Genomic DNA, 15,273 nt, shown 5'->3' with positions numbered 1-15,273 from the left:
CCAAACTTCTTCGACAATACCACCGTCATCGCCGCCGTCAGCGTCGTCTTTCCATGATCCACGTGGCCAATCGTCCCCACATTCACATGCGGCTTCGTCCGCTCAAATTTGCTCTTTGCCATAATGAGTTACCTCTAACTGTTTCAGTGATTATTTTTTGTTGATGATCGCTTCCGCAACATTGCGCGGGGCTTCAGAATAGTGCTTGAATTCCATGGTGTAAGTCGCCCGCCCCTGAGTGGCAGAACGCAATGAAGTGGAGTATCCAAACATTTCAGCCAAGGGAACCTCAGCCTTGATGACCTTGACTCCCAGCACATCTTCCATGCCCTGAATCATGCCTCTGCGAGAGGACAGGTCACCCACTACGTTCCCCATGAATTCCGGTGGCGTTTCCACCTCCACGGCCATCATGGGTTCAAGCAGCACAGGGTTGGCTTTGCGCATCCCATCTTTGAATGCCATGGAAGCTGCCATCTTGAATGCATTTTCATTGGAGTCCACATCATGGTAGGAACCGAAGTGAAGCGTTACTTTCACATCCACCACCGGAAACCCTGCCAGCACACCATTGGGTAAAGTGTCGATCAATCCCTTTTCAACTGCAGGAATATATTCACGGGGCACTACGCCACCCTTGATGGCATCCACAAATTCAAAACCGGCGCCCATCTCATTAGGCTCGACCTTGAGAACCACATGCCCATATTGACCCCGTCCACCACTTTGCTTGATGAATTTGCCTTCTGCATTCTCCACCTTGCCACGAATAGTTTCCCGATAGGCTACCTGAGGCTTGCCCACCGTAGCCTCAACGCCAAATTCACGCTTCATCCGGTCCACAAGAATTTCAAGGTGCAACTCACCCATTCCGGAAATAATGGTCTGACCCGATTCTTCATCGGTCCTAACACGGAAAGACGGGTCTTCCTGTGCCAGGCGATTCAGTGCAATTCCCATTTTTTCCTGGTCAACCTTGGTTTTTGGCTCAACGGCCTGCGAAATGACTGGTTCCGGAAATTCCATCTTTTCCAGGGTGATGGTTTTGTCGAGTTCGCAAAGGGTATCCCCGGTGGTCGCTTCTTTCAATCCCACTGCTGCCGCGATATCGCCCGCAAACACTTCTTTGATTTCTTCACGTTGATTGGCATGCATCAGAAGAATTCGACCAAGCCGTTCCTTTCGTCCCTTGGTAGGGTTGTAGATCGTGTCGCCAGACTTGATCATGCCCGAATAGACCCGGAAGAAAATCAACTGCCCCACAAAAGGATCGGTCATGATCTTGAAAGCCAGTGCAGCGAAAGGCTCATCATCTGCCGCCCGACGAGTGGCCATTTGGCCGTTTTCCAGTTCCCCTTCCACGGGAGGAATATCCGCCGGTGAAGGCAGATACTCGATCACAGCATCCAGCATGGCCTGTACGCCTTTGTTCTTGAAAGCGCTGCCACACAGCATGGGTATGATTTCTCCCGCAAGAGTACGGGTCCGCAATCCAAGACGAATTTCGGCTTCGCTCAACTCGCCGCTTTCCAGATACTTATTCATCAACTCTTCAGAAGATTCGGCGGCCGCCTCAATCATCTTTTCGCGCCATTCCAGCGCTTTATCCCGCAAATCGGCAGGAATCTCCTGGTATTCAAATTTCATACCCTGAGAAGCCTCATCCCACAGAATGGCCTTCATGATCACCAGATCCACTACCCCGGCAAAATGATCTTCCGCACCGATGGGAATCTGGATCAGAACAGGGTTACCCCGCAAACGATCACGAATCTGTTGATAAACCTTAAAGAAATCCGCACCTACCCGATCCATCTTGTTGACGAAGGCCAGGCGGGGTACGCCATATTTATTAGCTTGACGCCAAACGGTTTCTGACTGCGGTTGAACACCACCCACCGAATCGTACACCATGCAGGCCCCGTCCAGGACGCGCATGGAACGTTCTACTTCAATGGTAAAATCGACGTGCCCTGGAGTATCAATGATATTGATACGGTGTTCCGGGTATTTTCCTTCCATCCCACGCCAAAAACAGGTAGTCGCTGCAGAAGTGATGGTAATTCCGCGCTCTTGTTCCTGTTCCATCCAGTCCATGGTTGCAGCACCATCATGGACTTCACCTATTTTATGGGATACCCCGGTATAAAAAAGGATCCGTTCTGTGGTGGTGGTTTTTCCTGCGTCGATATGCGCCGATATTCCAATATTGCGATAGCGCTCAATGGGTGTTTTGCGTGCCACTTTATCCGTCCGTTATCTGTCAGTTTGATACGCCAAAGGCCCGGATTGCCGGGCCTGCTTTATGCTTTATCTTCCTGCTAAAAAGTCATGTCCTTAAAAGCGGTAATGAGCAAAAGCCTTATTGGCTTCAGCCATACGATGGACTTCTTCACGTTTCTTGATGGCACCTCCACGACCTTCTGAGGCATCGATCAACTCTCCTGCCAGACGCAGGCCCATGGACTTTTCACCGCGCTTACGCGCCGCTTCACGCAACCAGCGCATGGCCAAAGCAGTGCGCCGGTTAGCCCGGACTTCTACGGGAACCTGATAGTTGGCCCCACCCACACGCCGGCTTTTTACTTCAACGAGGGGACGAGCGTTATTGAGCGCCGTCAGAAAAACCTCAATGGGGTCTTTGCCAGATTTTTGCCCGATCACATCCATGGCACGATAGACGATATGTTCAGCCACGGATTTTTTACCCGAATCCATGATGACATTAACAAATTTTGACACATCAGCGCTGCCGAACTTAGGATCGGGCAACACATCTCTTTTGGGAACCTCTCTGCGACGCGGCATGGAAGTAGTCTCTCTTGTTTATGAATTAAATTAGGCGGCTTTAGGACGCTTGGCACCGTACTTGGAACGGCTCTGCTTGCGATCTTTCACCCCTGCCGTATCCAGACTACCCCGCACAGTATGGTAACGGACCCCAGGAAGATCCTTGACCCGACCACCGCGAATCAATACCACCGAGTGTTCCTGCAAATTATGCCCCTCTCCACCGATATAACTGGACACTTCAAAGCCGTTGGTCAGACGCACCCGCGCCACCTTCCGCAATGCCGAGTTCGGCTTTTTTGGGGTTGTGGTATAAACCCGCGTACATACGCCCCGCTTCTGCGGCGAATTGGCCAAGGCGGGTACTTTGCTCTTGGTCGTTTTGGCGACTCGCGGTTTGCGAATCAACTGGTTGATTGTTGGCATAGTTAGTCCTATCGTCCGTACGAGACAGTCAGGTCACGAGCAACACGCCCGGAAAAAGACTGTCGATTATATGTTTAAACGCTTCCTTTGTCAAGCAATGGGATGTTCATCAGTTTCCACCGTAGTCAGAGGCTCCACCATCATGAAATCCCCGCCCAGATTATCCCGCAACTCTGGCTGACCTCGGTGCCGACGGGCCCTGTGGTAGGCAAGACCCGTACCTGCAGGAATCAGTCGTCCCACAATAACGTTTTCCTTGAGGCCGCGTAAATCATCTCGTTTGCCCATGATGGCGGCTTCGGTCAGAACACGGGTAGTTTCCTGGAAGGATGCTGCCGAAATAAAGGAATCCGTGGACAGTGATGCCTTTGTAATTCCCAGCAAAACATTTTCAAAGGTGGCAGGACGCTTGTTTTTCGCCACGGTCCGCTCGTTTTCTTCGAGCAAGTCAGCCCGTTCCACCTGTTCTCCCGGAATGAAGCGAGTCTCGCCCGCATCCACTACCTGTACCCGACGCAGCATCTGACGCACGATCACTTCGATGTGCTTGTCGTTGATCTTCACCCCCTGCAGGCGGTACACATCTTGCACTTCATCCGTGATATACCGGGCCAACGCGCCCACGCCCAGCAGACGCAGAATGTCATGGGGATCCGCCGGGCCATCCACGATGGTTTCACCCTTGTTAACCACCTGTCCATCATGCACCGTCACATGTTTGTCCTTGGGAATCAAATAATCATGTGCAATGCCATCGGTGTCCGTAATGACCAAGCGCTGCTTGCCCTTGGTATCCTTCCCGAAGGACACGGTGCCCGTGATTTCTGCCAGCAGACCGGCATCTTTGGGTGAGCGGGCTTCGAACAATTCGGCAACCCGTGGCAAGCCTCCAGTAATATCCCGCGTCTTGGAAGATTCCTGGGGTATCCGCGCCAGTACTTCTCCCACGCCCACCTGTTGCCCATTCTTGACCGTGATGATGGCGCCCACCTGAAAGGTAATATTCACCACCTGTTCCGTGCCCGCCAACTTGATTTCCTTACCCGCCGCATCCAGCAATTTCACCTGCGGACGCACACCCTTGCTCTGGACACTGGCACGACGCTTGGGATCGATCACCACCAGGGTAGACAAACCCGTCACTTCATCAATCTGTTTGGCAACGGTCACCCCTTCTTCCACATTTTCGAAGCGCACTTCTCCAGCGTACTCGGTAATGATGGGACGGGTGTGGGGATCCCAACTGGCCAGGATCTGTCCTGCCTTGACCCGACCACCTTCCGTCACCAACAAAGTCGCTCCATAGGGAACCTTGTGCCGTTCCCGCTCCCGACCAGCGTCATCGGTAATGAGTACCTCGCCACTGCGCGAAATCGCGATCTGTTCCTGACGGGCGTTGGTAACCTGACGCATGGTGGCGGAAATACGCGCCACCCCATTGGACTTGCTTTCCACCTGGCTGATCACGGCAGCTCGAGAGGCTGCCCCCCCGATATGGAAGGTCCGCATGGTCAACTGTGTCCCAGGTTCACCAATGGACTGGGCCGAGATCACGCCGACGGCTTCTCCCACATTCACCAGACCACCTCGTCCCAGATCCCGTCCATAGCATTGAGCGCAGAGGCCATAGCGGGTTTCACAGGTCAGCGGATTGCGTGCCTTGATCTCGTCGATACCCGCAGCTTCCACTTGCTCCACGGCATCTTCGTCAAACAGATAGCCAGCGGGCACCAGAACTTCCTGGGTTTCCGGATGAACGACATCCATGGCGGCTACGCGTCCCAAGATCCGGTCCCGCAGAGGTTCCACCACTTCTCCACCCTCCACCAGTGCCTTCAGGAGCATTCCCTTTTCGGTTCCGCAATCCTGTTCCACTACCACCAGATCTTGAGTCACATCCACCAGACGACGGGTCAGATATCCTGAATTGGCGGTCTTCAGTGCAGTATCCGCCAACCCCTTACGCGCTCCGTGGGTCGAGATAAAGTATTGCAACACGTTCAGTCCTTCACGGAAATTCGCCGTGATCGGGGTTTCGATGATTGAACCATCGGGTTTGGCCATCAATCCGCGCATCCCCGCCAACTGGCGAATCTGGGCAGCCGAACCGCGCGCCCCGGAATCCGCCATCATGTAAATGGAATTGAAGGATTCCTGGGTGGTGGTCTCGCCCTTGCGGTTGACAACGGGTTCACGCCCCAGTTGGTCCATCATGGCCTTGGCCACTTGATCGCCTGCACGCCCCCAGATGTCCACCACCTTGTTGTAGCGTTCACCCTGGGTCACCAGACCCGAAGTGTACTGGCTCTCGATTTCCTTCACTTCCGTTTCTGCGGCTGCGATCAAGGCTTCCTTCTCGCTCGGCACCAGCATGTCATCGACACAGATCGAAATCCCGGCGCGCGTTGCCATGGCAAAACCCATGTACATCAACTTGTCCGCAAAGATCACGGCTTCCTTGATCCCACAACGGCGAAAGGCTGCATTGATAAGACGAGAAATTTCCTTTTTCTTGAGTGCCTTGTTGATATGCGAGAAAGGCAATCCATCGGGTAATATCTCGGACAGCATGGCCCGACCCACGGTGGTTTCATAACGCGTAACCAGACGCGCCGAAGCGCCGTTATCGTCCTTGACCGTCTCGGTCAGTCGCACTGAAATCCGGGCAGTCACATCCACCTTGCGTGCTTCATAAGCGCGCACAACCTCGCCCACATCGGAGAAGATCATCCCTTCTCCGCGCGCATTGACCCGTTCGCGGGTGACGTAATAAAGCCCCAATACGATATCCTGGGAAGGCACGATGATGGGGTCCCCGTTGGCGGGGGACAGCACGTTATTGGAGGCCAGCATCAAAGTACGGGCTTCCATCTGTGCTTCCAGGGAAAGCGGCACGTGCACAGCCATCTGATCGCCGTCAAAGTCCGCGTTGAATGCAGCACAGACCAACGGATGTAATTGAATGGCTTTCCCTTCGATCAAAACGGGTTCAAAAGCTTGAATCCCCAGGCGATGCAAGGTCGGTGCACGATTCAGGAGAACCGGGTGTTCCCGAATCACATCTTCAAGAATATCCCATACCTCGGGAATTTCCTGTTCCACCATGCGTTTGGCTGCCTTGATCGTCGTCGCCAAACCCAGAACTTCGAGTTTATGGAAAATAAAGGGTTTGAATAATTCCAACGCCATCTTCTTGGGCAAGCCGCACTGATGCAACTGGAGTTGAGGACCCACCACGATCACGGAACGTCCAGAGTAATCCACCCGTTTACCCAGCAGATTTTGACGGAATCGACCACTCTTCCCCTTGATCATGTCTGCCAAAGACTTGAGGGCACGCTTGTTGGCGCCCGTCATGGCTTTACCGCGCCGACCATTGTCGAGAAGCGAATCCACCGCTTCTTGCAACATGCGCTTTTCATTGCGCACGATAATTTCAGGTGCTTTCAATTCCAGGAGTCGTTTCAACCGATTATTGCGGTTGATCACCCGACGGTACAAATCATTCAGATCACTGGTAGCAAAACGTCCGCCATCCAAAGGAACCAGAGGGCGCAAATCGGGCGGAAGAACAGGAAGAACTTCCATGATCATCCACTCGGGCTTGATCCCGGATTTTTGGAATGCCTCCAGGATCTTGACGCGCTTGGCATATTTCTTGATCTTGGTTTCGGAACCGGTGGTGGCCAGTTCTTGACGCAACCGCTCGATTTCCTGATCAATGTTGATTTGACGGAGAAGTTCACGCACACCCTCGGCGCCCATGCTGGCGGAGAATTCGTCACCATACTCCTCGACCTTGGCCAAATAGTCTTCTTCGGTAAGTAACTGCCCCTTTTGAAGAGGAGTCATCCCGGGTTCCGTAACCACAAAACCTTCGAAATATAGAACTCGTTCAATATCCCGCAGAGTCATGTCCAAAACCATGCCAAGCCGGGAGGGCAAGGACTTCAGAAACCAGATATGCGCCACCGGACTGGCCAACTCGATATGGCCCATACGTTCACGGCGTACTTTGGACAGGGTGACTTCAACGTTACATTTTTCACAAATCACCCCCCGATGCTTGAGGCGCTTGTATTTCCCGCACAAACACTCGTAATCCTTCACCGGTCCAAATATCTTGGCACAAAAAAGGCCATCCCGTTCCGGTTTGAAGGTACGGTAATTGATGGTTTCGGGTTTTTTTACCTCACCGTAGGACCAAGACCGGATTTTGTCGGGTGAAGCCAGTCCGATCTTGATCGCATCAAATTCTTCCGGCTGTGTCGTCTGCTTGAATAAGTTCAATAATCCTTTCACGCTTTACCTCCCGCGCGGGAGTCGGCTATGCCTGACTCCCATTGATGAGTTGAATCCCCTAAAACGGCCCAATCCAGTTCCGTCAGAATCGCTCCAGATCGATGTCAATGCCCAGTGAGCGAATTTCCTTCACCAGCACATTGAAGGATTCAGGCATACCGGCATCGATGGTGTGTTCGCCCTTGACAATGTTTTCATAAACCTTGGTTCGTCCTGTCACGTCATCGGATTTAACTGTCAGCATTTCCTGGAGCGTATAAGATGCCCCGTAGGCTTCCAACGCCCAAACTTCCATTTCCCCGAAGCGCTGTCCACCGAACTGGGCCTTACCTCCCAAGGGTTGTTGGGTGACCAGGCTGTAGGGGCCGGTAGAACGGGCATGCATCTTGTCATCCACCAAATGATGCAGTTTCAGAATATGCATGTATCCCAAGGTCACCAATCGATCGAAACTCTCGCCGGTACGGCCATCGAAGACCTGCACCTGTCCCCCTCTGGGTAATCCGGCCAATTCCAGCATATCCTTGATCTCGGCCTCGTTGGCACCGTCGAATACGGGAGTCGCAAAGGGTACGCCACCCCGGAGATGATGCGCCAATGTGGCAATTTCGGTATCGGTCATCTCTGACAAAGACTCGGTCTTACCCGTACCGTTATAAACCTTTTCCAAAAATTCCCGCAGTTTGATGGCCCCCGCCTGTTGATCGATGAGCCGACCAATAGCATGCCCAAGGCCTTTGGCAGCCCACCCCAAGTGGGTTTCCAGAATCTGTCCCACATTCATCCGCGATGGAACCCCGAGTGGGTTCAGCACGATATCCACGGGAGTGCCGTCTGCGGTAAAAGGCATATCTTCCACCGGAACGATCTTCGAGACCACCCCCTTGTTTCCGTGCCGACCAGCCATTTTGTCACCGGGCTGAAGGCGACGTTTCACTGCCAGATAGACCTTGACCATTTTCTGGACGCCGGGAGACAACTCATCCCCTTGCGTCAGTTTGCGCTTCTTCTCTTCGAAGAACAGCTCAAACTCCTTACGCTTTTCTTCCAGACTTTCCTTCAACTGCTCCAGTTGAATCTGCTGATCTTCTTCTCCAAGACGAATGTCAAACCAATCCCAACGGCCTAACTGATACAGATAATCATGGGTAATCACGGTGCCTTTGGGTAATTTTTTTGGCCCCCCCTTGACGACCTTTCCCATCAATAGACGTTCGATCCGGCCAAAGGTATCGTTTTCCATGATACGCAGTTGATCGCCAAGATCCTTCTTGTACTGAATCAATTCATCATCGATGATGCGTTGAGCGCGCGCATCCCGTTCGATCCCTTCGCGGGTGAAGACCTGCACGCCAATCACCGTCCCGGCCATGCCAGAGGGAACGCGCAGACTGGTATCCTTGACGTCGGAACTCTTCTCACCAAAGATGGCACGTAACAGTTTCTCTTCGGGAGTCAGTTGAGTTTCGCCTTTGGGGGTGACTTTCCCCACCAGTACATCCCCGGCTTCCACCTCGGCCCCGATGTAAACGATGCCGGAATCATCCAATCGATTCAACATACGTTCTGACAGGTTGGAAATATCCCGGGTAATTTCTTCTGGTCCCAACTTGGTATCCCGCGCCACCACCGACAGTTCTTCAATATGAATAGAGGTGAAACGGTCTTCGGCTACGACCCGTTCGGAAATCAGGATGGAATCTTCAAAGTTGTACCCGTTCCATGGCATGAAAGCCACCAGCAGGTTCTGACCCAGCGCCAACTCCCCCATGTCGGTGGATGCCCCATCCGCAATCACGTCATTACGCTGGATCAGATCGCCAACGTTTACGATAGGTCTTTGATTAATGTTGGTATTCTGATTTGAACGACGGTACTTGATGAGGTTGTAGATATCTACCCCTACTTCACCGGCCAGAGTTTCATTATCATTCACCCGCACCACGATCCGGGCGGCATCCACATAGTCCACCACGCCACCACGCCGGGCTTGCACCGTCGTTCCCGAGTCCACCGCCACGGTACGCTCGATCCCCGTTCCCACCAGAGGTTTTTCCGCACGCAAACACGGCACAGCCTGACGCTGCATGTTCGAACCCATCAAGGCGCGATTCGCATCATCATGTTCCAGAAACGGAATGAGAGATGCAGCCACCGAGACGATCTGAGCAGGCGCCACATCGATGTGGGTTATCCGGTCGGGAGACGCCAAGGTGAATTCGTTGAAGTGACGACTGGAAACCAGGTCATCACTGAAACGTCCCTGGTCATCCAGTGCCGCGTTGGCCTGGGCGATCACATGCCTTCCTTCCTCGATCGCCGAAAGCATCTCGATCTGATCCGTGACACGACCGTTTTCCACCTTACGGTACGGGGTTTCCAGAAAACCATACTCATTGGTACGGGCATACAATGCCAACGAATTGATCAGACCAATATTCGGCCCTTCCGGTGTTTCGATGGGACAAACTCGTCCGTAATGCGTCGGATGTACATCGCGCACTTCGAAACCTGCCCGTTCGCGCGTCAATCCCCCGGGTCCCAAGGCGGATACCCGCCGCTTATGAGTAATTTCAGAAAGCGGATTGGTCTGATCCATGAACTGGGATAACTGGCTGGAGCCGAAGAATTCCTTGATCGCCGCCGAAATGGGTTTGGCATTGATCAGATCATGGGGCATCAGATTTTCTGATTCTGCTTGAGAAAGCCGTTCCTTCACGGCCCGTTCCACACGCACCAGCCCGGAGCGGAATTGATTCTCGGCCAGTTCACCCACAGAACGCACGCGTCGATTGCCCAAATGGTCGATGTCATCAATTTCACCGCGCCCATTGCGCAATTCCACCAGAATCCTGATGACATCCACGATATCGTCATTGGACAGAATTGGAGAACCGGTTAGTTCAGGACGACCCACCCGACGATTGAACTTCATCCGGCCCACGGCGGAAAGATCATACCGTTCTTCACTAAAGAACAAGCCCTGAAACAGCAACTTGACGGCCTCTTCGGTGGGCGGCTCGCCAGGACGCATCATGCGATAGATGGCTATCCGCGCAGCATTCTGATCGAGCGTGTCATCCACGGCCAGAGTCTGGGAAATGTATGGCCCTTGATCCAGATCATTGGTATATAGGGTCTGAATGTCACGAATCCCGGCAGCACGCATTTTTGCCAGCAATGTTTCGGTAATTTCATCATTGGCACGGGCAATCAACTCCCCCGTATCTGTCTGAATGAGATCGCGGGCAAGAATTCGTCCCACCACAAAGTCTTCCGGCACTTCGATGCGGTGCAGACCGGCCTGTTCCAATTCACGGATATGCTTGACGGTAATCCGCTTGTCCCGCGCTACGATGACCTTGTCCTTGGCCATGATATCGAAACGAGCCACTTCGCCTCTCAAGCGTTCCGGAACCAGTGTCATGTGCAAAGACTTGTCATCGATATGAATATCATCGAAGTTGAAAAAGGTTTCCAGAATTTGTTCTGTATTGAATCCGATGGAACGTAACAGTGTGCTCACTGGCATCTTGCGCCGGCGGTCAATACGAAAGTAGAGCAGATCCTTGGGATCAAATTCAAAATCCAGCCAGGATCCACGATAGGGGATGATGCGTGCGGAAAACAGCAATTTTCCGGAAGAATGGGTTTTGCCTCGGTCATGTTCGAAGAATACCCCGGGGCTGCGATGCAATTGAGACACAATGACCCGTTCAGTACCATTGATCACGAAGGAGCCATTGCGTGTCATGAGGGGAATTTCCCCCATATAAACTTCCTGCTCCTTGATTTCCTTCACCGTGGGCTTGGAAGCTTCGCGATCCATGATCTTCAACCGTACCCGCGCACGCAGAGGGGAAGCAAAGGTCATGCCGCGCTGCTGGCATTCCACAACATCAAAGGGAGGAACGGCAAGGACATAACTGACATATTCCAGGACGGCATTGCCCGAATGACTGACAATGGGAAATACAGAGCGAAACGCCGATTCAAGACCCTGATTTTTACGTGTAGTCGGGTTTACGCCCTCCTGCAGGAATTCCGTATAGGAATCCAGTTGGGTGGCCAGCAGGAAAGGAATGTCGAGAACGCTGTGACGCTTGGCGAAACTTTTGCGAATGCGTTTTTTCTCGGTGAATGAGTAACTCATGTGATCTCCACGACAGTAAGACAGGGACTGGCGGCAAAATTCACGACTTGCGCGTGACCGGGAGTTCAGTTTTCAGGCTAAACGAGGCAGAGGCACCGTCGCGCCTCTGCCTCCCGGGTACATCGAGACTTACTTGATTTCGAAGGTAGCGCCGGCTTCGGCCAATTGCTTGGCGATGGCATCGGCATCAGCCTTTGGAATCCCTTCCTTGACGGGCTTGGGAGCACCATCCACGAGGTCCTTGGCTTCCTTCAGGCCCAATCCGGTGATGGTACGCACCACCTTGATGACATTGACCTTGTTATCGCCTGCACCGGTCAAGATGACGCTGAATTCCGTCTTCTCTTCCACTGCGGCTGCAACTGCAGCCGGGGCTGCCACTGCCACGGCCGTGGCAGCTGCGGATACCCCGAACTTTTCTTCCATATCTTTGATCAGTTCAGACAATTCCAGCACGGTCATGCCGGCGATTGCATCCAGAATTTCAATTTTGCTGAGTGCCATGTGTAACTCCTTGAATTAAACGGTTGCTTCTTTTTGATCGCGTACCGCAGCCAGGCCACGGACAAATTTGGTCGGTACTTCGTTAAGGGTCTGAACGAACTTGGTAACCGGCGCCTGCATGGTACCCATCAACTTGGCGATGAGTTCCTCGCGGCTCGGCATGGTCGCCAAACTGGATACATCCTTGGCAGACATGACCGAATTCGGCATGGCTCCACCCTTGATGACCAATTTGTCATTTCCCTTTGCAAATTCATGAATCACCTTGGCCACCGCCACCGGATCCGCAGAAATCCCATAAACCAGTGGGCCGACCATCTGATCAGCCAAACCAGCAAAAGGGGTATCTGCGATGGCGCGCCGAACCAATGTGTTTTTCAGAACCCGGAAGTACACGCCCGCTGCTCTGGCCTTGGCCCTAAGAACAGTCATATCGGATACGGCCATTCCGCGATATTCTGCAAGGATGATCGCTTGAGCTTCGGTCACCTGCCCCGTCACTTCCGCCACGACTGCTTTTTTCTCTTCCAGATTGAGACTCAAGGTCTGTCCTCCATAAAGATTACAGAAAGAGGATAATTCCTCTTTCCAACCACGGCGACCTTTCTTTCAGGGCTTGATACGCGAGTGTATCGATACAGCAAGACCTTCCATCAGGGACCGCCATCTGCGTAGGCTCGTGTTTCCATTAAACCCTCTCGGGTACCTACGGTCTTTGATGTCCATGGGGTGCAATCCTGAAAAACACACCCCATGCCCAAAGTCGTTATGTCTTTTACACGGACACAGTGGAACCGTCGATACGGATCCCACCACCCATCGTGCTCGAGACGGAAATTTTTCTGAGATAAATCCCTTTGGCAGTTGCAGGACGCGCACGGTTCAGGGCACCCAGCAGAGCCTGCAAGTTTTCCTGCAAGGCCTCCACGGTAAAAGAGGCGCGTCCAATGGAACAGTGTACCAGGCCAGCCTTATCGGTCCGATACTGGACTTGCCCGGCCTTGGCATTCCTGACAGCCCCAGTGACATCGTTGGACACCGTACCCACCTTGGGATTGGGCATCAAACCCCGAGGACCGAGAACTTGTCCCAACGGTCCAACGATACGCATGGCATCGGGAGTGGCGATAACCACATCAAAATCCATGAAGCCACCCTTGATCTTTTCAGCCAGGTCTTCAAAACCCACGATATCTGCACCAGCGACCCGGGCTTTTTCAGCATTGTCGCCTTGGGCAAAAACTGCAACCCGCATGGTCTTACCGGTTCCTTTAGGTAACACCACAGAACCACGAACCTGCTGATCTGACTTCTTGGCATCCACGCCGAGATTCACAGCCACATCCACCGACTCATCAAATTTTGCCGTGGCCGTTTTTTTCACCAGTTCCAGAGCCTCAGTCACGGCGTAGGAACGGGCACGATCAATCTGTGCACGCAGAACTTGCGTACGTTTGGTCATTTTGGCCATGTTCAGTTAACTCCTTCCACAGTAATCCCCATGCTGCGCGCACTACCCGCCACGGTACGAACCGCAGCATCCAGATCTGACGCCGTCAAATCAGGCATCTTGGTGGTGGCAATGGCCTCAGCCTGCGCGCGTGTCAAGGTTCCTACCTTGTCACTATGGGGTTTGGGGCTTCCCTTGCTCACGCCGGCCGCCTTTTTGATCAACACGGTGGCGGGAGGCGTCTTCATGATGAAGGTGAAACTCTTGTCCGCATAGGCGGTAATCACCACCGGAACGGGCAAACCAACTTCCATGCCTTGAGTCTGGGCATTGAAAGCCTTACAGAATTCCATGATGTTAAGGCCGCGCTGACCGAGTGCTGGTCCAATGGGAGGACTGGGGTTGGCCTTACCGGCCGGAACCTGCAACTTGATGTAACCTGTGATTTTCTTTGCCATGATTGCTCCTATGTTCGGGTGCCAGCGGTGAACCTGCGTTCACCTCCCCAGAATGACTGGAATCAGGCGACCTAGCCCTTTTCCACCTGTCCAAAATCCAACTCTACGGGTGTTGCCCGCCCAAAAATCAGTACGGATACCCGGAGTTTATTCTTGTCGTAATTCACTTCTTCCACCATGCCATTGAAGTCAGTGAAGGGGCCATCCTTGACGCGAACGCTCTCGCCAACTTCAAACAGAACTTTGGGCCTGGGCTTCTCGACCCCTTCCTGTACCTTGTTCAGAATGTTTTGTACTTCCTTGTCGGTGATGGGAGTCGGCTTATTGGCTTTTCCACCCACAAACCCCGTCACTTTCGGCGTGCTCTTGACCAGATGCCAAGTCTCATCGGTCATATCCATTTGTACCAGAATATAGCCCGGGAAAAACTTGCGTTCGCTGATGCTCTTCTGACCGCCTTTCATCTCCACGACTTCTTCCACGGGGACCAGAATGTCGCCAAACTGCTCGTTCATGCCCGCTCGCGTGATTCGTTCCTTGAGCGCTCGCTGCACACTCTTTTCAAAGCCGGAATAGGCATGTACCACATACCAGCGCATTGTCATCATTCAGACCGCCCCATCAATCGTTGTACCGCCACCAGCAATCCCCAGTCCACCAACCACAGGAATACCCCCACCACCAGTACCAGAGCAAAAACCACCAGAGTGGTCTGCCAGGTTTCCTTACGGGAAGGCCAAACAACTCGTCGAGCCTCCACCACCGCGTCCTGAGAGAAACGGTAGAAGTCCTGTCCAGACACCGTAAACCAGGCAACGGCAGCACCCAATCCCAATCCCGCCAATACGGCCAGAACCCGCAATACCAAAGCATGGTCCGCTAATTGGTAATAGCCCACCAACCCCGCCACTACAAGGGCAAGGGCGAGGGCAAACTTGAGTTTATCCGCCATGGGCGTTGAATTTCCTTTGTAAACCTTGGCAGGCCAGGAGGGCCTCGAACCCCCAACCTACGGTTTTGGAGACCGTCACTCTGCCAATTGAGCTACTGGCCTGTTTTATTACTGAATCACTTTAGCGACAACCCCGGCGCCCACGGTCCGACCACCTTCGCGAATCGCGAATCGCAGCCCCTCTTCCATCGCAATCGGTGCAATCAACGTCACCGTCACCGACACGTTGTCTCCAGGC

13 protein-coding genes and 1 tRNA gene are annotated in these 15,273 nt (G+C 53.2%); all 14 read right to left on the bottom strand.

Features of this window, described 5'->3' with window-relative positions; all coding sequences use genetic code 11:
- Nucleotides 1-122, bottom strand: a 122-nt coding sequence (locus IV91_RS17080) for a GTP-binding protein (protein ID WP_031597691.1), incomplete at its 3' end; no start/stop codon positions are given.
- A gap of 28 nt (nucleotides 123-150) precedes the next feature.
- Nucleotides 151-2,244, bottom strand: a complete 2,094-nt coding sequence (fusA, locus tag IV91_RS0104485) for an elongation factor G (protein WP_031596363.1) — start codon at nucleotides 2,242-2,244, stop codon at nucleotides 151-153.
- 93 nt (nucleotides 2,245-2,337) lie between these two features.
- Nucleotides 2,338-2,808: a 30S ribosomal protein S7 gene (gene rpsG, locus IV91_RS0104480; RefSeq protein WP_031596362.1), complete on the bottom strand. Its 471-nt coding sequence runs from the start codon at nucleotides 2,806-2,808 to the stop codon at nucleotides 2,338-2,340.
- Nucleotides 2,809-2,838: 30 nt separating this feature from the next.
- Nucleotides 2,839-3,216 carry a 30S ribosomal protein S12 gene (gene rpsL, locus IV91_RS0104475; RefSeq protein WP_031596361.1) on the bottom strand — a complete coding sequence of 126 codons (378 nt, stop codon included), beginning with the start codon at nucleotides 3,214-3,216 and terminating at the stop codon, nucleotides 2,839-2,841.
- A 90-nt stretch (nucleotides 3,217-3,306) separates the two neighbouring features.
- Nucleotides 3,307-7,518 carry a DNA-directed RNA polymerase subunit beta' gene (gene rpoC, locus IV91_RS0104470; protein WP_051862066.1) on the bottom strand — a complete coding sequence of 1,404 codons (4,212 nt, stop codon included), beginning with the start codon at nucleotides 7,516-7,518 and terminating at the stop codon, nucleotides 3,307-3,309.
- 82 nt (nucleotides 7,519-7,600) lie between these two features.
- Nucleotides 7,601-11,671: a DNA-directed RNA polymerase subunit beta gene (rpoB, locus tag IV91_RS0104465; RefSeq protein WP_031596358.1), complete on the bottom strand. Its 4,071-nt coding sequence runs from the start codon at nucleotides 11,669-11,671 to the stop codon at nucleotides 7,601-7,603.
- Nucleotides 11,672-11,800: 129 nt separating this feature from the next.
- The gene (gene rplL, locus IV91_RS0104460; RefSeq protein ID WP_031596356.1) at nucleotides 11,801-12,175 is read right to left on the bottom strand and encodes a 50S ribosomal protein L7/L12; all 375 of its coding nucleotides are present in this window, start codon (nucleotides 12,173-12,175) and stop codon (nucleotides 11,801-11,803) included.
- Nucleotides 12,176-12,190: 15 nt separating this feature from the next.
- On the bottom strand, nucleotides 12,191-12,718 hold the full coding sequence (gene rplJ / locus IV91_RS0104455; protein WP_031596354.1) for a 50S ribosomal protein L10: 528 nt from the start codon (nucleotides 12,716-12,718) through the stop codon (nucleotides 12,191-12,193).
- A 232-nt stretch (nucleotides 12,719-12,950) separates the two neighbouring features.
- Entirely contained in the window at nucleotides 12,951-13,646 is a 696-nt protein-coding gene (gene rplA, locus IV91_RS0104450) for a 50S ribosomal protein L1 (protein ID WP_031596351.1), read from the bottom strand.
- A gap of 2 nt (nucleotides 13,647-13,648) precedes the next feature.
- Nucleotides 13,649-14,083, bottom strand: a complete 435-nt coding sequence (rplK, locus tag IV91_RS0104445; RefSeq protein ID WP_031596350.1) for a 50S ribosomal protein L11 — start codon at nucleotides 14,081-14,083, stop codon at nucleotides 13,649-13,651.
- A gap of 71 nt (nucleotides 14,084-14,154) precedes the next feature.
- Nucleotides 14,155-14,688 carry a transcription termination/antitermination protein NusG gene (gene nusG / locus IV91_RS0104440; RefSeq protein WP_031596349.1) on the bottom strand — a complete coding sequence of 178 codons (534 nt, stop codon included), beginning with the start codon at nucleotides 14,686-14,688 and terminating at the stop codon, nucleotides 14,155-14,157.
- Nucleotides 14,688-15,035 carry a preprotein translocase subunit SecE gene (secE, locus tag IV91_RS0104435; protein ID WP_031596348.1) on the bottom strand — a complete coding sequence of 116 codons (348 nt, stop codon included), beginning with the start codon at nucleotides 15,033-15,035 and terminating at the stop codon, nucleotides 14,688-14,690. The genes nusG and secE overlap by 1 nt, the downstream gene beginning before the upstream one ends.
- A 26-nt stretch (nucleotides 15,036-15,061) precedes the next feature.
- Nucleotides 15,062-15,137, bottom strand: a tRNA-Trp gene (locus tag IV91_RS0104430).
- Between the two features lie 6 nt (nucleotides 15,138-15,143).
- Nucleotides 15,144-15,273: EF-Tu C-terminal domain-related protein (locus IV91_RS17075; RefSeq protein WP_459166974.1), on the bottom strand; the 130-nt coding region annotated here is incomplete at its 5' end.

The sequence above is a fragment of the Ferrovum myxofaciens genome (assembly GCF_000735045.1).
Lineage (GTDB): Bacteria > Pseudomonadota > Gammaproteobacteria > Burkholderiales > Ferrovaceae > Ferrovum > Ferrovum myxofaciens.
Note: the sequence above shows the minus strand (reverse complement) of the source record. Positions and strands in the feature narration are given on the sequence as shown.